Origin of the sequence: Carnobacterium sp. (genome assembly GCF_045617425.1) — a bacterium.
GTDB lineage: Bacteria > Bacillota > Bacilli > Lactobacillales > Carnobacteriaceae > Carnobacterium_B.
Genome location: NZ_JAZLIO010000003.1, coordinates 260,521 through 279,661, shown reverse-complemented (window position 1 = coordinate 279,661; position 19,141 = coordinate 260,521). Strand labels below are relative to the sequence as shown.

Below are 19,141 nucleotides of genomic sequence, written 5' to 3'. Positions count from 1 at the left end.
TTCAATCCTCTTTCTAGTTTAGTGCACATTAAATGCTGCTTCATTCACTTCTTAGTATACAATAAAATAACACTTAGATAAAAAGAAACTCATTTTTGCGCTAATTTAGTTGGATATTTAATAGGTTATAAAGATTAAGTCTTACTTTTTTTAAATATCTATACTATGGTAGTTTTATGAAAAAAACTAGTTACTCCTAGAAATATATGTAGTTAAGAATCTTTAATGGTATACTCTTTAATAAGAAATGATAAAGCAAGTTATTTATATATTTTGATTTAAATACATATATGGGGGCGTCAATTTTGGAAAAATTTAAACAAGAAATTTTTATGTTAGCTGAACGATCTAAATTAGTAAAAGAAAAATTATTGACAGAAGAATCAACAAAGACTTCTTTAGTTATGCCTTTTTTTCAGATGTTAGGTTACGATGTTTTTAACCCTTCAGAATTTGTTCCTGAGTACATAGCTGACATAGGTATAAAAAAAGGTGAGAAAATCGATTACGCTATCATGGCTAACGATAAACCAATTATTCTAATTGAAGCCAAATCAGTTAATGATAAATTGACAACTCACGGTTCCCAATTGTTCCGCTATTTCCACACTAGTAGTGCAAGATTTGCTATACTGACTAATGGAATTATTTATCAATTTTTCACTGATTTAGATGAACCAAACAAAATGGATCAAAAACCATTTTTTACCTTTAACTTAGAAAAAATAAAAGATAGTTCTCTTTCTGAACTGATTAAATTCAAAAAAGATGGCTTTAATTTAGAAAGTATTTTTACAACTGCTTCCGATTTAAAATACTTAAATCTTTTTAAAGAATATTTTGAGACTGAATACGAATCTGTTAGTGAAGATTTTGTTAAGTTTTTTATTGGAAAAATTTATGAAGGTAAAGCAACCAGAAATGCAATAGATAAATTCACTCCTATTGTACAGAATGGATTGAAACAATTCGTTTCTGAAAAAGTTAGTTCTAAAATAAACGATGCTTTAAAAACTACTAGTGAAACTCCTATTAAAACTACTATTGTTGATACTGTTCCAGAAAAAATAGAAACAGTAGATTTGATTGATACTGATATTGAAACAACAGAAGAAGAGATACAAGGGTTTGGAATAGTAAAAGCTATTCTTTTTGAAACTGTCGATCCAGAAAGAGTTTTTTATCGCGATAATAAATCTTATTTTAATGTTTTATTAGATAATAGCATCAGAAAATGGATTGTAAGGTTAAACTTTAGTAACACTCGTAAGATAATACAGTTTAATGATGATTCCTCAGAAAAAATTGTATTGGATAACGAAATTGATATTTTACAATACAAGGATAGAATAATAGAAATTAGCAAAAGATTTTTATAGTAATTATCTGGTAAGACTATTTTTCAAAAAAAATCGTTCTCAATTTAAAGCAAAAAAACAATCCTGCATGAAAACTATGCAGGATTGTTTTTTGATATTTAGTAACAGAATGCATGTCAAACTAAAAATGGTTTGTTTCATTAATCCATTTCAAAAGCGCCAGTATAAAGTTGGTAATATTCTCCTTTTTGAGAAATCAGCTCTTCATGGTTTCCTCTTTCAATGATGCGTCCTTGTTCCATTACCATGATGGCATCCGAGTTGCGGACAGTTGAAAGGCGATGAGCAATTACCAATACTGTTCTACCCTTCATCAAAGCATCCATTCCACTCTGTACAACCGTCTCTGTACGTGTATCGATACTAGACGTTGCTTCATCAAGAATCAAGACAGGTGGATTTGCAACAGCTGCTCTAGCAATTGCCAGTAATTGTCTTTGTCCTTGAGAAAGTGAACCGCCATCTCCTGTTAATTCTGTATCGTACCCGTGTGGCAATTGTCTGATGAAGAAGTCCGCATTAACTAATTTTGCTGCTGCTTCAATTTCTTCATCCGTAGCATTTAATCGTCCGTAACGAATATTGTCCTTAATCGTTCCTGAGAATAAATGCGTGTCTTGTAGAACGATTCCTAACGATCTTCTTAAATCATCTTTTTTGATGTTTTTAACATCGATCCCATCGTAAGTGATGGTTCCTTTTTGAATATCATAAAAGCGATTGATCAAGTTGGTGATGGTTGTTTTCCCAGCGCCTGTTGCTCCAACAAAGGCAAGTTTTTGCCCTGGTTTTGCAAATAAGTTAATGTTATGAAGAATCGTTTTATCTGAATTATAGCCAAAGGTCACATCTTTAAAACGCACATCCCCGGTTAACTCCGTGTACACAGCTTCATTGGCAGTAGTAGTTTGTTTCCATGCCCAACTACCTGTCCGTTGGGTAGATTCTACAATATTTCCATCCGCTTGTTTGGTAACATTTACTAACTCAACCGTTCCACCATCTTCTTCAGGTTTTTCATCCAATAGATTAAAGATACGTTCTGCACCCGCAAGCGATAAAATAATCACATTAAACTGTTGTGAAATCTGCGCTACAGGCATAGTGATACTTTTCGTAAATTGAACAAAAGATGCTATACTACCAACCGTTAAAGCTGTTAATCCGGTAATCGACAGCGTAGCTCCTATGACAGCTGTTAACAAGTACATAAAGTTCCCAATGTTCCCCATGATTGGCATTAAAATATTTGCATACGTATTGGCTTTTGTAGCATTCTCTCTCAAGTCTTCATTTAACTTGCTAAAGTCAGCAACTGCTTCTTCCTCATGATTGAATACTTTCACGACTTTTTGTCCTTCGATCATTTCTTCCACATAACCATTTAACGTACCCAATGCGGCTTGTTGAATTGAGAAGTAACGACCACTTTTCCCACCGATCGTACGAATAACAGCAACCATAATCCCTACCATAAACAAAACAACTAAGGTCATTGGGATATTAATAATAAACATGGCAATAATAATCGATAAAATCATGATCAGCGAAGAAAAAACTTGCGGAATGGATTGACTGATCATCTGTCTTAACGTATCCGTATCATTCGTATAGTGGCTCATAATATCGCCTGTTGCATTGCTGTCAAAATAGCGAATTGGCAAAGATTCCATGTGCGTAAACATTTCATCACGAATATCTTTAAGAATCCCCTGTGACACTGTAACCATTGTGCGATTAAAAATATAAGTAAATAGAGCACCGGTCAAGTACAACATCGCCATTAATCCAATAGTACGCGCTAAATTCGAAAAATCAGGTGTTGCTTGAGTAAGAAGCGGCGCAATATAATCATCAATCAAAGTCTTTGTAAAACTGATTCCAATCGCATTCGTTGCTGCACTAATAATAATACTGACGACTACGACAATGATCCGTAATTTGTATTGCTTCGTCGCGTAAGACAGAATTCTTTTGAATATTTTTAATGGACTAACAGTTGGTCTCATCATCGAATTATTCTTCAACTATAGTCCCCCCTTTTACTTGAGAATCAAATACTTCTTTATAGATCTCATTATTTTTCAATAACTCTTCATGTGTACCAATTCCACTGATTTCCCCTTCGTCTAAGACGATAATACGGTCAGCATCTTGAATGGAAGAAATACGTTGTGACACAATAATTTTTGTTGTATTTGGAATTTCTTCAATAAATGCTTTTCGAATATAAGCATCTGTTTTTGTATCTACAGCACTTGTTGAATCATCCAAAATTAAAATCTTTGGTTGTTTCAACAAGGCACGAGCAATGGTTAACCGTTGTTTTTGACCACCAGAGACATTCGAACCACCTTGGTCCAGCATTGTTTCATATTTATTTGGAAAATCTTGAATAAAACCATCTGCTTGGGCTAATTTCGCAACACGGCGAACTTCCTCTTCAGAGGCCTCTTTATTTCCCCAACGTAAGTTGTCAATGATTGTTCCTGAAAACAACGTATTTTTTTGCAATACCATTGCAATTTGATCACGCAAGGTGACTAAATCGTACTCTTTTACGTTATGCCCTGAAACGTATACTTCACCTTTACTCACATCGTATAGGCGCGGAATCAATTGAATCAATGAAGTTTTACCACTACCTGTTCCACCGATGATTCCTATCGTTTCACCAGATTTAATCGTAAAGTTAATATGATTTAAATCTGGTTCTTCCGACAGTTCATTGTATTTAAATTGAACATTTCTAAACTCAATTTCGCCATTTTCAATCGTTGTAATTGGATTTTTAGGATTTATTAAAGTTGCTTTTTCTTTTAAGACTTCCGTTACACGCTCTACTGAAGCTTCAGAGATAACGATCATGATAAAGATCATCGAGATCATCATGATGCTGCTTAGAATCTGCATCATATACGTAATGAAACTCGTTAATTCACCCGTACTCATTGTTCCGCCTACAACGTATTTCGCCCCAAACCAATAAACAAGAAGCAGACAAGAGTAAATAGCGATTTGCATTACTGGAGCATTCAATGCTGTGATTTTTTCTGCTTTTGTAAACAGATTTTTTATATCCTCAGATGCTATTTTGAATTTTTCGATTTCTTTCTCTTCACGAACAAACGATTTCACAACACGTACACCATTGATATCTTCTTGTACGGTTTGATTCAATCGGTCATATTTCTTAAACACTTGTATAAAATAGGGGTGCACGCGATAGATTAGTCCGACTAAAATAAAACCTGCAATTGGAACAATAATTAAAATAGTTAAAGATAATTTCAAATTCGTATAAGAGGCCATTGCAAAGGCAAATGCAATCATGAACGGTGCTCGAATAATTGTTTTTAGAATCATTTGAAATGCCATTTGAATATTGGTAATATCCGTTGTCAGTCTTGTGATTAGACTAGATGAAGAATATTTATCAATGTTATCAAAGGCAAAGGTTTGAATATTTTCGTAGATATCTTGACGCAAATTAGTTGAAAGTCCTACAGCGGCATCTGAAGAAAATTTCCCACCTAGTACTCCAAATAACATAGACATACAGGCCATCAGAAACATGAGTGATCCGATTTTAAAAACATAATCTAAATCACCTGCTATCAATCCTTTGTCAATAATTTTTGCCATAAGAAATGGAATGAAAATTTCTGTAGCAACTTCTAATGCCATAAACAGCATAGTTAAATACGACGGTTTCTTGTACTGTCGCAATGATTTCATTAATGTTTTATACATTGTTAGATTCTCTCCTTTTAATTGAGCGAATGTTCTTGCTCCATTAAATCATATATTCGGTAAATCGTTTTTATCGTTAAACGGATATCTTCTTCCGGAATATCTTTTAGTATCTGACTATTTTTGTGATGAAACTCGTAGACGACTTTTTGATGCAGCGTTAGACCTTTTTTGGTTAATTTGATATTGACTACCCGTTTATCCTCGATGTTGGCTACTTTTTTTATATAGCCCAAGTCTTCTAACGAGGTTATGTTTTTTGTGATACTTGGCAGCGTTACGCCGAGTGTCTCAGCGATATCACTGATACGTACCTCCGTTAACTCTTTTGATAAATTATATAATGTTTTGATGATATAAACGTGTCTTTGTTGGACTTCAGGAGGAGGTTCAGGCAAAAACCGCATCGTGTGTTTCGCACTTAAACATGCATCGATATATTCTTCAGATAGTTGACTATCCATTGCTCAGCCCTCTTTTCTAATTAGTTTACCTAGTATAATTACTACAGGTAACTATATTAGCAAAAAAAAGAATAAATAGATAGTGAAATCTACTTATTCTTTCAAAGTAATTTTATCTAGTCTTTATTTGCTTTTACCTAAACCTGTTAAAAATTTAACGGTCTCAGGATCGTAATGAGAGAAAAACAAACTTTCTTTTTGGTTTAATCCTAGAATCGTTGCCATTTCTTCATCCGTTAACGAAAAGTTAAAGACATCAAAATTTTGTATCATGCGTTCCTTTGTGACTGTTTTAGGAATCACCACAATATTCCGTTGAATCAAATAACGTAAAGCAACTTGTGCTACAGACTTGCCATAGTTCTCACCGATTTTTTTCAATGTTTCATTGTTAAAGAAATCATTTTTACCTTCAGCGAATGGTCCCCATGATTCAATTTGAGTATTGTATTCTTCCATAATTTTTTGAGCTTCTACTTGTTGGTTAAATACATGCGTTTCGACTTGATTTACCATAGGCTGAATTTCGCTGAACTCCGCAATATCAATAAATCGGTCCGGATAAAAATTGCTGACTCCAATGGCTTTTATTTTTCCTTCTCTATAATATTCCTCCATCGCACGATAAGTTCCGTAGTAATCATTAAACGGTTGGTGGATCAAAATCAAATCCAAATAATCCGTTTGCAATTTTTCCATAGACTCTTCGATGGAAGCTTTTGCTTTTTCATATCCTGCATTTGAGATCCAGACTTTTGTTGTGATAAAAAAGTCTTCACGAGGAATTCCGCTCTTCTTCACAGCATTTCCAACAGCAGATTCATTCCCGTAGGCTTGTGCTGTATCAATTGAACGATACCCTACCTCAATGGCTTCACTTACCACACGTTCACATTCTTCAAGATCATCTACTTGATACACTCCATAACCTAAAATCGGCATTTTTATACCGTTTGCTAACGTAACTGTTTCCATTTAAATGGCCTCCATATTTTTATTTTTATTTATTTTTCTACGAGAAACCAACAATGCGATGTGGAATGTAAGGTTCTTCTAGAAATTGAACATCTTCTTGAGTAAGTTTAAACTCTACTGCAGCAACAGCTGTTTCTACATGTTCGAGTTTAGTTGCTCCAATAATCGGTGCAGCCACTCCCTCTTTTTGTAAGAGCCAAGCAAGTGCTACATGCACTCTAGTGACTCCATAACGTTCTGCTAATTGTGCAACCCTTCCAATAATTTCAAGGTCCTGATCAGCTGTTTTATCATATTTAAGACGTGCTATCTTATCCGTTTCTGTCCGTTTTGTTTGAATGGATAAATCTCGTGTTAAGCGCCCCGAAGCTAAAGGACTGTATGGTGTCAGAGAAATTTTTTCTGATAAGCAGTAAGGAATCATTTCGCGTTCTTCTTCTCGGTAAATCAAATTTAAATGATCTTGCATAGAGATAAATTTAGTCCATCCGTTCCGCTCTGCAATCGTTTGGGCTTTTTGAAATTGCCAAGCATACATTGAAGAAGCCCCAATATACCTTGATTTACCAGATTTCACGATGTCATGTAGCGCTTCCATCGTCTCCTCTATCGGCGTATCATAATCCCAGCGATGAGTAATGTACAAATCAACATAATCGGTTTGCAATCGTTCTAAACTTTGGTCAATTTGAGAAAGTACAGCTTTTCTTGATAGACCTCCACCATTCGGACCGTCAAACATTTGACCATGAACTTTTGTTGCCAGTACAATCTCATCTCGATTGGCATACTCTTTTAATGCTTTCCCTAAAATTTCTTCACTTTTCCCAATCGAATAGATATTAGCAGTATCAAAAAAATTGATTCCCAATTCCAATGCTCGTTTAATAATGGGACGACTTTCCTCTTCATTCAATACCCATTTATGAATCCATTTTTCAGAATCTCCAAAACTCATTGCTCCTAAACAAATCCTTGAAATATCTACTCCTGTATTTCCTAGTTTTGTATATTCCATCTATTCACCCCTTCACTAATAATGAAGCTAACTTATAAGGTTCATTTTACTAAATGATGCTTGTTCTTCCTACTCAAAAGTCTTTTCAATAAAAGTTACCTTATTAGTGACTAGGATACACCTTGGAGTGAACTTTAAGTCAAGTAAAAATAACTTTTTTTTAAATGAAGAAAATTCAATATTCCTTGGACTATGTTAATCATAAAAGTAAAATAACTGAGTCGTCGATTGCTTAATTAAATTGAGTTCAGTTCCCACTTTTTCCCAATGTAGTTACTTTTTTAAACACAGAATAAAGACTTCCATATGTTAGTGGAATTTGCATTAGGATAATCTGATTCCATATACCAGTGTCTATAATCTATTGATTGATGATGACATTATTTTTTATGAGCCTAGTTTTTTTTATTCTGTATGCTAGCTAAAATACTCATAGCTTTTTGATAATCTACGTTAGGGCTTCCATCTAAATTTTTATCTGTGATCTCAAACCCTAGTTTTTGATACAAGTGAATTGCTGCATAACTCCACGTTTGAGTGTGCAGATAAATAGGTGAATTTTTTTCAAGTTCTTGCAGTAGTATAAGAGTTCGATTCACCATTGCTTTTGCGAGTCCTTTACCTTGATAACCTGGTTTTACAGCTACCCAATGAACTAATGGATAACGCTCGCCATTTGGCGCTTCCTTCCACCAAGCTGAGCACGTGCCAACTTTTTCTCCTGAAGAATCTAGGACAAATAACAATCGCGTTCTCAGATCTTTAGAGTATGGCGCAAATTTTTCCTCGAAGTAATCCAATGCTAGTCCCTCATTCTCAAATTCCGAAACAGCCGTTTCAATGGCTGCCCATTCTACTTCATCGCCCTCTTGATAACTTTTAAAGTAAAAACCTTCAGGTAAAATGTGTTCATTAACTGGAAGATCTTTTGAACGATACATCCAAATTTCCGCATATGGAATTGTTTTATCTAACAAAAAAGCACCACCTTTTTTTTATTGTTGAAAATAATTAACGATTTTTAGAACATTATACTTAAGATTTACTCTTTCAATCTTTTATTCATGCCACAACAAATGACTTGAACAATAAAATTTTAAATATACTTAATTCTATTATAATACTAGCACTATTTAGACGAAAGTGTTTTAAGTACGTTTATATAACTCATGAACTAGTTCGTATAGAAGACTCAATGCTTGAGTTTTACTTTTAGAACCTTTCTTTTCTTTTGGATATAACTATTTTTTATGAGTGTTCGCTTTACAAACAGAACAAACGTTCGTATAATAGGATGAAAGGAGGGGTTCTTATGTCATTCAATTATGCTAAAGAAAGAAGCGATGATATCTTTTGTATTGACGTTAAATCTTTTTATGCTTCTGTGGAATGTGTTGAACGTGGTTTACATCCTTTAAAAGCTCTACTAGTTGTTATGAGTAATGCAGATAAACCCGGTGGCATTGTGTTAGCTGCTTCACCAATGGCTAAAAAAGTATTAGGCATTAGAAACGTTACTAGAAAATGGGAAATCCCTTATCACCCCAATTTGGTTATCGTACCACCTAGAATGAGCTATTATATCGAAAAGAATACTGAAATCAACGATATCTTTCGTAAATACGTTTCTGATGAAGATCTACATATTTATAGTATCGATGAATCCTTTATTTCTGTCCGAGGAAGTTTAAAGCTTTTCAAAAAAAAGAGTGCTTATGGCTTGGCCAGAATGATTCAATACCACATTTTTAAGAAGACCGGTCTCTACGTAACGATTGGCATTGGCGACAATATGTTAATGGCTAAACTAGCTTTAGACAATGGCGCCAAATATAATGACGACTTTATTGCTGAATGGCGATATAAAGACGTTCCAAACACAGTTTGGAAATTAGAAAAATTAACCGACATGTGGGGTATCGGGAGTCGAACAGCACTTAGATTAAACAGTTTAGGAATTAAAACAGTCCATGATCTAGCCCATGCAAATTTTTATCAGTTGAGAGATTCAATGGGTTTGATTGGTGAACAATTATATGCAAATGCTTGGGGCATCGATCGCAGCGACATTAGAGACTCCTATCGTCCTTTAGAAAAAAGTTATGGCAACTCTCAAATTCTCAAAAAAGACTATTATAAAAAACATGAAATTAAAATTGTTATTCGTGAAATGGCTGAACAAGTTGCTACCCGAATTAGAAAACATCATTGTCAAACTGGATGTGTCAGTCTTTCTGTTAGTTATTCTAAATATGAGGAACAAGTTGGGTTTTCGCGCCAATTAAAGATCCCAAGTACTTCTAATACAAAAAAATTAGTTGACTCCTGCTTTGAAATCTTTAATAAGTATTACGAGGATGACAAAGCCGTCCGGCGCATAGGCATTACCTATTCAAAATTATCCTATACGAGTGATATTCAATTGGATTTATTTGAAGATCCGACTGAACAAATTACAAATGAAAAATTAGATTTGCTAGTCGATAAAATAAGAGAGAAATATGGTTTTCAATCATTAGTACATGCTAGTAGTCTTATGGATGGTGCAACAGCTATCGACCGTAGTTCTCTTGTTGGGGGCCATGCTGGCGGAATGGAGGGTATAAAATGAATGACTTAAATGATGAATACCGTGATCGGGGTATTAAAAAATGGGCAGGCTTTTATTTGTCTGAACATACAGCTACTCAAGAAAAATTAACGAATGAGAAAAAGAAATTCAATCCACAAAAAAAAAAAATGGACTCACAAGAAATCGCATCCGTAATCAATGAGGCTGTACTCAAGAATAAGTCCATTGCTATCCAAATTGAAGCAGTCGACCAAAATGGGTATTATAAAGACGATGTTGTTGGTTTAGTTATTGGCGGAGATGAATTAGGCATCTACGTAGACGATACAAAAGTTGATTTCGATGAGATTCGCAATATTCAATTTATCCGCCTTAAAAAATGGACTAATCTTACTGATGAAAATGAAATGGAGGGATAAATATGAATACGGCTATCCTTACAGGAAAAGTTGATTCAGATGTTAAAGTAATCAATACAAAAAGCGGCACACCCTTCTGTAGGTTTACTCTACTCTCAGATGGCCGCAAGTTTAATTGTTTAATAGCTGGTAAAAAAGCTTTTAGTTTTGTGTATGAAGTAGAACTTGGTTCAAACATTACAATTGAATCTGTCATTAACGATCGCAATCAATTAGTAGTTCAAAAATTCAAACTATTAAGCCCACCTAATTACTTTGGACAGGTATTTGATTATAAAGGTCACCGAATGCCACACAAAAAGGTTATGTTTTAAGGTTTATTCTTATTATTGTTACTATCTAAATAGGTCAACAATTTCAATATGTTGATCAGCCCATTATTTTTAATACAAGTTTGGTAGTGCTATACTCTAACCAGGTAATAAAGATTACCCAATCAAAAAAATAACACTAATAGAATAGTTGACACCTTATTTTTTCAACCTATTCCTATTATGAAAGGAGAAAAAATGAAAAAATTAAGTATGACTCTAACTATACTGATGGGATTATTTATTCTAACCAGCTGCGGTACTAGCAATGAAGATGAAGAAGCTTCTTCACAATCTTCTGTTGCACAAAGTATTTCATCAAGTTCAAGTAGCTCGAAAGAGTCGGCAGAAAGTGCTTCAAGTACGCCTACTTCTGATGGACAAAATGAATCATCGAGTTCAAGTAGCTTAGAAGAACCAGCAGAAAGTACTTCAAGTAGTTCGGAAAGTTCAGAAGAAACTACTGATAGTACGCCAAGCGCACCAGAAAATGTCATCAATTCTGAAGAAGAAGCTTTTGCTTTTATCAAAGAACAAACTGGAATTGAAGCTAATAACACTGATATCGTCTATGGTCTTTTAGAATCAGATGAAAATTCATATACATTAAGATTAGTAAGTCAATCTTTAAGAGAACAAGGCGGTTCTGGAACTGCTGGTATATATAAAGTTTATAAAGATGGTACTTATGAAATAGTAGCTTAGTTAACCAATAGAGACATTAACTGTCCTGCACATGACGTGTAGGGCAGTTTCTATTTTATTATAAGTATTATTTTAATAGCAGTTCAATTATGACACTACTAAATTAGTTTCATATAAAAAAGACCCCAAAAAGGAGTCTTGAAGTTTATTGCACTTTATAAACAACTGTTGTAAGTAAAACATGCGGTTCCGTCATCACTTGGTTGACAGAAACAATTTCTCCTTCATTCTCACTTACTTCTCCTAACAATACTTCTAAATCGTTTTGTACAGTTTCGCGTCCTTCAAATTCTCCAATAGGATTACTCGTAACAGTTAAAACTCTATAGTTATACATCATATTTCTCCCTCCTTTCTGGTGCCTATATTATAACAGAAAGTAATCTCAATTCGATGCAGTTAGCTTGCTAGAAATTTCAAATAAACGAATGCTCTTATATTAGACTATGAAAATCAATAGGTAGCTATGTTTAAAAACCTTTTTTTATTTTTCAGATACACAATGTACTTTTATAATGCTAAAATCAATTATATACATTCACTGACATAGAACCAAAAGATTTAAAGAGCAAACTAGATAATTTTCTAAGGTAATATTATACATAGATACAATGAACGCACTATTATGGAGGTTCTTTAATGGAAAGGTTTATAGATATTTTATCGTCAATTGCTATTATAATTTTACTGGTTCAGGCTTTAGTTTTATTTATTAAAGGTCAAAGTAATAAATATCAATGGTTCAATTTACTAAGTTATGCATTAATTTTCTTTTATTTACTACTTCCTGATTCTGATTCGTTATTTTTCGCGAGTTGGCTAACTTTAATGTACTCTATTTTTCTTGGCCATATTGCTGATAAATATAAAAAGGGAGTAAATGTGTTTGATTCAACTGATACGTCTAAGAAAAAAGCTACATTATACCAGATTACTCTATATTCATTTCCAATAGTAATCCTATTCTTGTTTTCACTTTATTTTATACTTCCTAAAAACTATTAAGAACAATAAGAGTTTTCTATTCTCTTTTTGAAAACAAAAGAAAAAAATTTTATAGATTTTTTAAATACGCTGCCTAACATTTTAAATTTTTATCTTTTTCTTGTATCGAATTTTAAAAGTAATATTGAACAAATAAAAGAATACAAAGAACTTCTAAATCTGGATGTCATCAACCAAGAAGAATTCAACAAAAAGAAAGTAGAGCTATTAGATCTATAAATAAAGATATGTATTTTATCATGAGTATGGCTATTTTGACTATAATTTTCAACTTAATTTTTAATAAAAGTTCATAATAATTCGTAATTCTGATATTGTGTGCGATACTTCTAGAAAGGAGATGTTCTAACATGAGGTTAGTTATTACATTTATTAATGGAGAAGAACTTGAACTGATTGAGTCTTCTATTCTTAATGGTTACGTGAATTCACATAAACAAAACACAAAAAATGGACTCGAAAAAATGTTTTCAAACTCATTTGATGGTTTGCATACAAATGTTTTTTCTTTAATCGCCACCAGTACACCTCAATTAGGCTATGCTAGTTTAATTAATGAAGCAGATTGGATTACAGTAGGAAAAGATAGTGAATTCGCTACTTTTTATAAAACTTCATCGATTAAATCTATTGCACGAAAATTACTATAACTCTAATCATTAAATATAAAGCACCCAAAAATCTAAGTTTTTGGGTGCTTTTCTTTGTGTTCTTAGTTAGAATCAACTAATTTATCTAGTTTGATCGTACATTCGACGCAGAATAAACATTTATTTAATTCCTTTTTTTCTTCGTTTATCGTCTAAAATAATTTTTAATGCACGTTTTTTTGTTTTAATATTTGGACTTTTCATTCTTCGTCTAGCACTCGCTAAATCTTCTTTTTCAGACATCCTATTTTCTCCTTATATTTAATTTCATTAAATATGGTTAATTAGTAACTGTTTATATTTTCTAAATGATGTTGGTTTTTATTTATCAGCTTACTAAAACCTAAAATATTACCAGCTGGCTTTTTTTACACCAGGTATAAGTCCAGCATGAGCCAAATTCCTGAACGTAATTCTTGACATGCCGAATTTGCGCATGTAACCTCTTGGCCGACCATCTATAAGATCACGATGATGCAAGCGTGTTGGTGAAGCATCGCGAGGCAACTTCTGTAAAGCTGCATAATCTCCATCTGCTTTTAACTCTTTTCGAATAGCAGCATATTTTTCAACTGTTGCTTGTTGGCGTTTATTTTTTTCCATTTTACTTTTTTTAGCCATTATTCATTTCTTCATTTCCTATTTATCTGTAATAAAATTTTCAAAAGCAATCTCTTTTACAATACCTGATGCTACTTTACTTCCGGAGCTTGCTGAGTGAACGAGTTGTTCTCCAGATGTTGCATTACTATCTCCAGCTGCATAAACATTTTTGAACGATGTACTTCCAAATTCATCCGTTTGAATTCTTCCTGCATCATTTAATGTTATCGAAAGATTTTTAGCAAAAGTCATGTTCAATTCAAACTGAGGTGCTAAAAATCCTCCATAAACTTCTATCGATTGGCTGTTGTGTAAATTGATTTTACCTTTACTATCCTTTTTTTCAATAGATTCAATTTTATCCTCAAACAATTCAATCTCATTTTTGGCAAGAATTGATTTAATAGAATCGGAAACTTTCATGCCATTCGTGAAAACAGTTAATTGTTTGCTCCAATGAAAAATCATTGTTGAAAAATGTAATATATGTTCTTCTTGTTCGACAATGATAGCTAATTTCTGATTCTTCAACTCCCAACCATCACAAAATGGGCAATTAAAAAATAAATCGCCATATACTGACTCTAACCCTTTAACATTAGGAAGGGTTTCTTTCAAACCTGTTGCTAAAATAATTCGTTTTGTTTCAAAATTATTTTTTAACGTTTCAATGATAAAAAAAGAACTTTGATCAGAAATATCGGCAACAGTGTCAGATATCAGTTGAATATTTGAGTATTTCAGGAGGTCTTTTTTTGCTTTTTCCCTAATAGTGAACGGAGATAAGCTGTCATTCGTGATAAATCCATGTGCTTCATTTGTTACTTTATTACGCGGGTCGTTATTGTCGATTAAAAGAACATTAAGTTTGGCTCTTCCTAAAACAAGTGCTGCACTAAGACCTGCAGGGCCTCCTCCAATAATCACGCAATCGTATACCATAAATTTCTCCTTTTTATAAACAGTTTGTATGATCCGTACTTTCTACTTTATTGCCTTATCGCAACTCTAAGCTAGCATTTACAAAGAAGTTAAATTGAATTTATGTATAAGAAAAAAACACTTATACATAACAGCATAAAAATTCTATAACTAAATTAACTACCGAGTTTCTTTATACAAGGTTTTCTTTCTTAGTTTAGGAGAGTACTTCATCAATTCTAGCCGTTCTGGTTGAGTTCGTTTGTTTTTAGTTGTGTGATAATTCCTCTCACCTGTTTCAATACATTCAAGTATCACTTTTACTCGCATATAAGTACCACCCTTCTTTTTAAAACGTAATGATTACGTTTTAAAAATAGCACAATTTAATAATCCCGTCAACTTAAATATCCAAAAGAACACTATTTTTTAATTGAACCATCCATTTAAAGTGATAACTACCTTAAAAATTTTTCTATTGTTTCCAATTCTCTTAACTGAATCCTTTTCAAATAAATCAAGTAAAACGGATGGACTACATTAAAATCACTTAACGGAATCTTTTTTAAGATGCCGTTTTTCAGTTCTTCTTCAACAGCTTTCCGATACACAAAAGTAATACCTATATTTTTTCCAACCAATTTTTTTATTGCACCGATACTTCCAATCGTCATAACTTTTGAAAAGCTATCTAAATGGATTCCTTTATTTTTTATGGCTGTTTCAAAAATAAGCCGTGATCCAGATCCCTCTTCACGCACCAAAATCGTCGTAGAAAATAAGTCATTAATACTTTGATTCTGTTTCCATAAAGAACATTTCTCGGAACAGACCGCGATAAACGGTTCCTCAGCAATCTTTTGAAATTCAAATACAGATTGATTAAATTCCCCTTCCACAAGTGCAAAATCGATTTTCCCATGTTCCAATAGTTCGGTTAAGTGTTGAGTGTTATCCATTACCATCGAAATATCATGAGTTGGGTATTGATTTAAATACGACTCAATGAGGTCCGGTATCATATAATCCCCAATCGTCAAAGAAGCTCCAAATGTAAGAGTAGTGTGTTCTATAGTAGAAGACAATTGTTTTTGCACCTTAGTGATCTCTCTTTGCAGCAAATAAAGATCCTTTTGCAGTTGCTTGCCTTTAGCTGTTAAGGATAGTTGTCTGTTTTCATAGCGAATCAGTTCGACTCCTAGTTCCTGCTGCAAATACTGGATGTGTTGAGTGACAGCAGGTTGAGTAATGTGCAGCCTTTTAGCTGTTGCTGTGTAATTCATTTCTTCTGTCAGCGTAAGAAACGTTTGGTATCGGTAATCTAGCATCTCAAACATCCCCTTCATAAGTTTATCTTATAAAGATATAATAAATGATTATTTTATTTTATACAAATTATCTTATATTATAATCTTATAAATAAAGGATTGGAGGAAGTTTAATATGTATACTCAAATGAAAAATAATCGTTCCATCTTGCCTGGTTTAATGATCAGTGTCATAATTTCATTCATTAGTCAGTATTTAACCAATCTTATACCGAATATAGGTGCAGCATTGATTGCCATTTTTTTAGGGATCCTTCTAGGAAACACCTTTTTGAACAAACCTTATTTAAAAAGAGGAACTAAATTTTCTGAAAAAACACTCTTAGAATGGTCGATTGTATTGAATGGGATAATTTTAGATTTTCAGATTATCAAGCAAGTTGGTTCTACCGGATTTATTTTTGTGATTCTCCAAATGATTTTAACGATATTATTTACTTATTGGATCGGTCGAACTATGAAGTTCAATAAAAAGATGTCTTTATTAATGGGTGCGGGTAATGCAGTATGTGGCTCTTCTGCTATTGGGACCGTTTCTCCAGTGATTGAAGCTGATAAGAAAGACAAAGCCATGTCTATTACTATAGTCAATGTCATCGGTACGATATTGATGGTCTTATTGCCTATCCTCTCTTCTGTTCTGTATCAAAATGAAGTCGTTCAAACATCTTCACTGATCGGAGGAACGGTCCAATCTATAGGACAGGTCGTTGCTTCAGCAAAGCTGGTCAGCGTCGACGTAACCAATTTGTCCATTGTCTTTAAACTCATGAGAGTTCTCCTCATTGTTGGTGTAGCCCTATGTTTCAGCAAATTAAATACCCAAGAGGAAGAATCGCTATTTTCTAAAACGACTACTAGCTCAACTTCTGAAGTGAAAAAGAATTCTAGTCTAATGACTGTTCCTTGGTTTATTATCGGCTTCTTCATTTTGTTCGTGCTTAGAAGCTTTCTGCCTTTGCCTTCCCTTATGATTCACAGCTCGGAAGTCATCAGCAATCAATTTGAGATTACTGCTTTAGCTGCAATTGGATTACAGGTCAAGTTCTCAGATATCTTAAAAGAAGGACCTCGAACTATGTTGTACGGTTTACTGATTGGCTTCTTCCAAATCGTATTGGCTGTGGTATTAATTACTTGGCTGTTTTGATAGAATCATTTAGTAGGTAGAAAAAGTCGTTTTACATCAATGTTTCCAGTAGTTAGTTGCACATAGAAAAATACTTTTAAACAAGGAGAGCATAGGAATGAAACAAGAAACTATCTTAAGAAAAATGATACCTGAAGATTATGATTCTATTTTGGATTTAGTGATTAACACTTGGGATTATCGGTCATGGGTCCCAAACAATTTAGTAGCTCCAATGGCCGATTTTTTTCTAAGTGATTTATTACTAGAATCAGATGATATTTTTGTTGCTCAAATAGGTGATGACATAGTTGGGATCGTAGCATCCGGATTAGTAGACCAAACCAATATTCAGAAAATCAGTACTAGGAAGAATATTTCTTCATTGGAAAAAATTTTACGCATTACTGAACCTGATTCGATCTTTTTAAAATACATTCAGACGTTGGAAATCAATGAATTTCTTTTAGAAAAAAGCCAAAAAATTTATGATGCCGGTTTAAATTTGCTTATCGTGAAAGAAGAATTTAAAGGATCGGGTATTGGGGGACTGCTGTATAATCATTTTTATGATTACCTTAAACAACATCAAGCAGAGAATTTCTATTTGTTTACCGACAATTCTTCTGATTATCAATACTATGAACACAAGGGTCTATCCCGCGTAGCTGAGAAAAAATATTATTGGGAACCAGGAAATAATGATACCTTAGAAATTTACTATATATATGAAGGAACATTAAACTTATCCGACTAAACGAATTAACCGTTTCAGTTCAACTATTATTTTACAATTTAGAAAAAAAGCAGGCACAGTCAACTCTAAAGCTATCCGCTTTAGAGTTGACTGTGCCTGTAAAGTAATCGGAAATTATTCCTACTAATTTAAATTACTAGTTTACTTATTTATATAAATTTTCTCTAAATCTGAATAAAATGAGTAACATGATTTACCTTATTAAAAGGTTTGGCCACTGAAAATTGTGAATCAAGTTGAACCACAGCAATATACACTAGTTAAAGAAAAGGGAAACGTTATCTAAATTTTACTTCTAACCGTACATCAAAAAAGCACTGCCTATAATTCAAATTCTTTACTACTATTCCTTCTATCGATAACCCAGCTTCCTCCTGAACACATTCAATGCATTATATAAGATACACATCATGGAAATCAGTAAGCTATTTATAAAGCACCGTATTAGCTAACTTGTTTTTGCAAAACGTTCCAAGTTTTCCAGTGTGGAATTCAACCCATCAAGATGATCTTCATTTTTGATGCCTTCAGGGACATTTTCAGCGACAATTGTTACTTTTGTGCTTAGGACAGCTTCCTCAAAGTACCAGGTCACCACCATATTCCCTGCAAAGGCAGGATCATCTGACTCAAATACACCAGCCTCTACAATTTTCTTATCGGGTATCAATTCGATAAAGGTACCTTCTAAAGTATCTGAGTTTGCAGTTGTTTTACCTTGAACAGCATATTCATCCTCATAGATGAGTGTTAATTGAAATCTCCCACCTACTACAGGTTCAAAGAGCTTTATTTCTCCTCTCATGCCCTCCGGCGGCAACCACTTAACTAAAGAATTCGGATCCATAAATGCTTGATAAAGTGTTTGTGGCGAAGCATCAATTACTTTTGAGACAGTGTCAATCCTTCCACTCTTCGGATTGTTTTCCATGATAAACGCTCCTTTATCATAAAATCGACTCTTTTACTTTTTTAAAGTATACCACCATTAGTAAGAGAGATTCTTCTAGAATGTTTTAATCTTCAAAAATATCAATATATTCTTATGTCAGCATCAAATTGAGTATACTAGTTTTCGTTCACAAAAAAAGAACTGTCATATAGACAGTTCTTTTTAATATAAAACGTTATTTTAACATTTTGAGTATTGAG

Annotated in this window: 22 protein-coding genes; 9 read left to right on the top strand and 13 right to left on the bottom strand. The window is 33.4% G+C overall.

Features of this window, described 5'->3' with window-relative positions; translation table 11 throughout:
* Positions 1-305: 305 nt before the first annotated feature.
* The gene (locus ACKI3H_RS01890; protein ID WP_407370603.1) at positions 306-1,379 is read left to right on the top strand and encodes a type I restriction endonuclease; all 1,074 of its coding nucleotides are present in this window, start codon (positions 306-308) and stop codon (positions 1,377-1,379) included.
* A 140-nt stretch (positions 1,380-1,519) separates the two neighbouring features.
* Here the strand turns inward: ACKI3H_RS01890 and ACKI3H_RS01885 are convergent, their stop codons facing one another.
* The 6 genes from ACKI3H_RS01885 to ACKI3H_RS01860 all read right to left on the bottom strand — a co-directional run bounded on the left by ACKI3H_RS01885 (position 1,520) and on the right by ACKI3H_RS01860 (position 8,566).
* A complete protein-coding gene (locus ACKI3H_RS01885) occupies positions 1,520-3,391 on the bottom strand; it encodes an ABC transporter ATP-binding protein (protein ID WP_407370647.1) in 1,872 nt (623 codons plus the stop codon).
* A 4-nt stretch (positions 3,392-3,395) separates the two neighbouring features.
* A complete protein-coding gene (locus ACKI3H_RS01880; RefSeq protein ID WP_407370602.1) occupies positions 3,396-5,132 on the bottom strand; it encodes an ABC transporter ATP-binding protein in 1,737 nt (578 codons plus the stop codon).
* A 17-nt stretch (positions 5,133-5,149) separates the two neighbouring features.
* Positions 5,150-5,596 carry a MarR family winged helix-turn-helix transcriptional regulator gene (locus ACKI3H_RS01875; RefSeq protein ID WP_407370601.1) on the bottom strand — a complete coding sequence of 149 codons (447 nt, stop codon included), beginning with the start codon at positions 5,594-5,596 and terminating at the stop codon, positions 5,150-5,152.
* A gap of 123 nt (positions 5,597-5,719) precedes the next feature.
* On the bottom strand, positions 5,720-6,571 hold the full coding sequence (locus ACKI3H_RS01870; protein WP_407370600.1) for an aldo/keto reductase: 852 nt from the start codon (positions 6,569-6,571) through the stop codon (positions 5,720-5,722).
* 37 nt (positions 6,572-6,608) lie between these two features.
* The gene (locus ACKI3H_RS01865) at positions 6,609-7,589 is read right to left on the bottom strand and encodes an aldo/keto reductase (RefSeq protein WP_407370599.1); all 981 of its coding nucleotides are present in this window, start codon (positions 7,587-7,589) and stop codon (positions 6,609-6,611) included.
* Positions 7,590-7,984: 395 nt separating this feature from the next.
* On the bottom strand, positions 7,985-8,566 hold the full coding sequence (locus ACKI3H_RS01860; RefSeq protein WP_407370598.1) for a GNAT family N-acetyltransferase: 582 nt from the start codon (positions 8,564-8,566) through the stop codon (positions 7,985-7,987).
* 335 nt (positions 8,567-8,901) lie between these two features.
* Here ACKI3H_RS01860 and ACKI3H_RS01855 point away from each other — a divergent pair, with 335 nt between their 5' ends.
* The 4 genes from ACKI3H_RS01855 (at position 8,902) to ACKI3H_RS01840 (ending at position 11,596) form a co-directional block, all read left to right on the top strand.
* A complete protein-coding gene (locus tag ACKI3H_RS01855) occupies positions 8,902-10,200 on the top strand; it encodes a Y-family DNA polymerase (protein WP_407370597.1) in 1,299 nt (432 codons plus the stop codon).
* Positions 10,197-10,580, top strand: a complete 384-nt coding sequence (locus ACKI3H_RS01850) for a hypothetical protein (protein ID WP_407370596.1) — start codon at positions 10,197-10,199, stop codon at positions 10,578-10,580. The genes ACKI3H_RS01855 and ACKI3H_RS01850 overlap by 4 nt, the downstream gene beginning before the upstream one ends.
* A gap of 2 nt (positions 10,581-10,582) precedes the next feature.
* Positions 10,583-10,894 (top strand): ssDNA-binding protein, encoded by a 312-nt coding sequence (locus ACKI3H_RS01845; protein WP_407370595.1) that lies wholly within the window; start codon positions 10,583-10,585, stop codon positions 10,892-10,894.
* Positions 10,895-11,089: 195 nt separating this feature from the next.
* A complete protein-coding gene (locus tag ACKI3H_RS01840; protein ID WP_407370594.1) occupies positions 11,090-11,596 on the top strand; it encodes a hypothetical protein in 507 nt (168 codons plus the stop codon).
* Between the two features lie 145 nt (positions 11,597-11,741).
* On the opposite strand, the gene ACKI3H_RS01835 is transcribed toward ACKI3H_RS01840, so the two are convergent.
* A complete protein-coding gene (locus ACKI3H_RS01835) occupies positions 11,742-11,936 on the bottom strand; it encodes a hypothetical protein (protein ID WP_013710757.1) in 195 nt (64 codons plus the stop codon).
* A gap of 299 nt (positions 11,937-12,235) precedes the next feature.
* Between ACKI3H_RS01835 and ACKI3H_RS01830 the strand changes: the two genes are divergently transcribed.
* Positions 12,236-12,601 (top strand): hypothetical protein, encoded by a 366-nt coding sequence (locus ACKI3H_RS01830; protein ID WP_407370593.1) that lies wholly within the window; start codon positions 12,236-12,238, stop codon positions 12,599-12,601.
* Between the two features lie 350 nt (positions 12,602-12,951).
* Positions 12,952-13,251 carry a hypothetical protein gene (locus ACKI3H_RS01825; RefSeq protein WP_407370592.1) on the top strand — a complete coding sequence of 100 codons (300 nt, stop codon included), beginning with the start codon at positions 12,952-12,954 and terminating at the stop codon, positions 13,249-13,251.
* Positions 13,252-13,371: 120 nt separating this feature from the next.
* Here ACKI3H_RS01825 and ACKI3H_RS01820 read toward each other — a convergent pair whose 3' ends face one another.
* From ACKI3H_RS01820 to ACKI3H_RS01800, 5 genes are all read right to left on the bottom strand, one after another.
* Positions 13,372-13,494 carry a putative metal homeostasis protein gene (locus ACKI3H_RS01820; protein WP_198022524.1) on the bottom strand — a complete coding sequence of 41 codons (123 nt, stop codon included), beginning with the start codon at positions 13,492-13,494 and terminating at the stop codon, positions 13,372-13,374.
* 108 nt (positions 13,495-13,602) lie between these two features.
* Positions 13,603-13,872: a 30S ribosomal protein S14 gene (gene rpsN, locus ACKI3H_RS01815; protein WP_407370591.1), complete on the bottom strand. Its 270-nt coding sequence runs from the start codon at positions 13,870-13,872 to the stop codon at positions 13,603-13,605.
* Between the two features lie 18 nt (positions 13,873-13,890).
* A complete protein-coding gene (locus ACKI3H_RS01810) occupies positions 13,891-14,796 on the bottom strand; it encodes an NAD(P)/FAD-dependent oxidoreductase (RefSeq protein ID WP_407370590.1) in 906 nt (301 codons plus the stop codon).
* Positions 14,797-14,955: 159 nt separating this feature from the next.
* The gene (gene rpmG, locus ACKI3H_RS01805; protein WP_407370589.1) at positions 14,956-15,105 is read right to left on the bottom strand and encodes a 50S ribosomal protein L33; all 150 of its coding nucleotides are present in this window, start codon (positions 15,103-15,105) and stop codon (positions 14,956-14,958) included.
* Positions 15,106-15,233: 128 nt separating this feature from the next.
* Positions 15,234-16,103 carry a LysR substrate-binding domain-containing protein gene (locus ACKI3H_RS01800; protein ID WP_407370588.1) on the bottom strand — a complete coding sequence of 290 codons (870 nt, stop codon included), beginning with the start codon at positions 16,101-16,103 and terminating at the stop codon, positions 15,234-15,236.
* A 115-nt stretch (positions 16,104-16,218) separates the two neighbouring features.
* Between ACKI3H_RS01800 and ACKI3H_RS01795 the strand changes: the two genes are divergently transcribed.
* Together ACKI3H_RS01795 and ACKI3H_RS01790 are read left to right on the top strand one after the other, a co-directional pair.
* Complete coding sequence (locus tag ACKI3H_RS01795; RefSeq protein ID WP_407370587.1) at positions 16,219-17,253, top strand: YeiH family protein; 1,035 nt, start codon at positions 16,219-16,221, stop codon at positions 17,251-17,253.
* Positions 17,254-17,350: 97 nt separating this feature from the next.
* A complete protein-coding gene (locus tag ACKI3H_RS01790; RefSeq protein ID WP_407370586.1) occupies positions 17,351-17,989 on the top strand; it encodes a GNAT family N-acetyltransferase in 639 nt (212 codons plus the stop codon).
* 448 nt (positions 17,990-18,437) lie between these two features.
* On the opposite strand, the gene ACKI3H_RS01785 is transcribed toward ACKI3H_RS01790, so the two are convergent.
* Positions 18,438-18,920 carry an SRPBCC domain-containing protein gene (locus ACKI3H_RS01785; RefSeq protein ID WP_407370585.1) on the bottom strand — a complete coding sequence of 161 codons (483 nt, stop codon included), beginning with the start codon at positions 18,918-18,920 and terminating at the stop codon, positions 18,438-18,440.
* Positions 18,921-19,141: the final 221 nt, after the last annotated feature.

What these genes read in the sequence shown, in the direction of transcription:
- ACKI3H_RS01885 (WP_407370647.1), bottom strand. Translation starts at nt 3,391, where the DNA reads ATGATGAGACCAACTGTTAGTCCATTAAAAATATTCAAAAGAATTCTG.
- ACKI3H_RS01880 (WP_407370602.1), bottom strand. Translation starts at nt 5,132, where the DNA reads ATGTATAAAACATTAATGAAATCATTGCGACAGTACAAGAAACCGTCG.
- ACKI3H_RS01875 (WP_407370601.1), bottom strand. Translation starts at nt 5,596, where the DNA reads ATGGATAGTCAACTATCTGAAGAATATATCGATGCATGTTTAAGTGCG.
- ACKI3H_RS01870 (WP_407370600.1), bottom strand. Translation starts at nt 6,571, where the DNA reads ATGGAAACAGTTACGTTAGCAAACGGTATAAAAATGCCGATTTTAGGT.
- ACKI3H_RS01865 (WP_407370599.1), bottom strand. Translation starts at nt 7,589, where the DNA reads ATGGAATATACAAAACTAGGAAATACAGGAGTAGATATTTCAAGGATT.
- ACKI3H_RS01855 (WP_407370597.1), top strand. Translation starts at nt 8,902, where the DNA reads ATGTCATTCAATTATGCTAAAGAAAGAAGCGATGATATCTTTTGTATT.
- ACKI3H_RS01850 (WP_407370596.1), top strand. Translation starts at nt 10,197, where the DNA reads ATGAATGACTTAAATGATGAATACCGTGATCGGGGTATTAAAAAATGG.
- ACKI3H_RS01845 (WP_407370595.1), top strand. Translation starts at nt 10,583, where the DNA reads ATGAATACGGCTATCCTTACAGGAAAAGTTGATTCAGATGTTAAAGTA.
- ACKI3H_RS01840 (WP_407370594.1), top strand. Translation starts at nt 11,090, where the DNA reads ATGAAAAAATTAAGTATGACTCTAACTATACTGATGGGATTATTTATT.
- ACKI3H_RS01835 (WP_013710757.1), bottom strand. Translation starts at nt 11,936, where the DNA reads ATGATGTATAACTATAGAGTTTTAACTGTTACGAGTAATCCTATTGGA.
- ACKI3H_RS01830 (WP_407370593.1), top strand. Translation starts at nt 12,236, where the DNA reads ATGGAAAGGTTTATAGATATTTTATCGTCAATTGCTATTATAATTTTA.
- ACKI3H_RS01825 (WP_407370592.1), top strand. Translation starts at nt 12,952, where the DNA reads ATGAGGTTAGTTATTACATTTATTAATGGAGAAGAACTTGAACTGATT.
- ACKI3H_RS01820 (WP_198022524.1), bottom strand. Translation starts at nt 13,494, where the DNA reads ATGTCTGAAAAAGAAGATTTAGCGAGTGCTAGACGAAGAATGAAAAGT.
- rpsN (WP_407370591.1), bottom strand. Translation starts at nt 13,872, where the DNA reads ATGGCTAAAAAAAGTAAAATGGAAAAAAATAAACGCCAACAAGCAACA.
- ACKI3H_RS01810 (WP_407370590.1), bottom strand. Translation starts at nt 14,796, where the DNA reads ATGGTATACGATTGCGTGATTATTGGAGGAGGCCCTGCAGGTCTTAGT.
- rpmG (WP_407370589.1), bottom strand. Translation starts at nt 15,105, where the DNA reads ATGCGAGTAAAAGTGATACTTGAATGTATTGAAACAGGTGAGAGGAAT.
- ACKI3H_RS01800 (WP_407370588.1), bottom strand. Translation starts at nt 16,103, where the DNA reads ATGCTAGATTACCGATACCAAACGTTTCTTACGCTGACAGAAGAAATG.
- ACKI3H_RS01795 (WP_407370587.1), top strand. Translation starts at nt 16,219, where the DNA reads ATGTATACTCAAATGAAAAATAATCGTTCCATCTTGCCTGGTTTAATG.
- ACKI3H_RS01790 (WP_407370586.1), top strand. Translation starts at nt 17,351, where the DNA reads ATGAAACAAGAAACTATCTTAAGAAAAATGATACCTGAAGATTATGAT.
- ACKI3H_RS01785 (WP_407370585.1), bottom strand. Translation starts at nt 18,920, where the DNA reads ATGGAAAACAATCCGAAGAGTGGAAGGATTGACACTGTCTCAAAAGTA.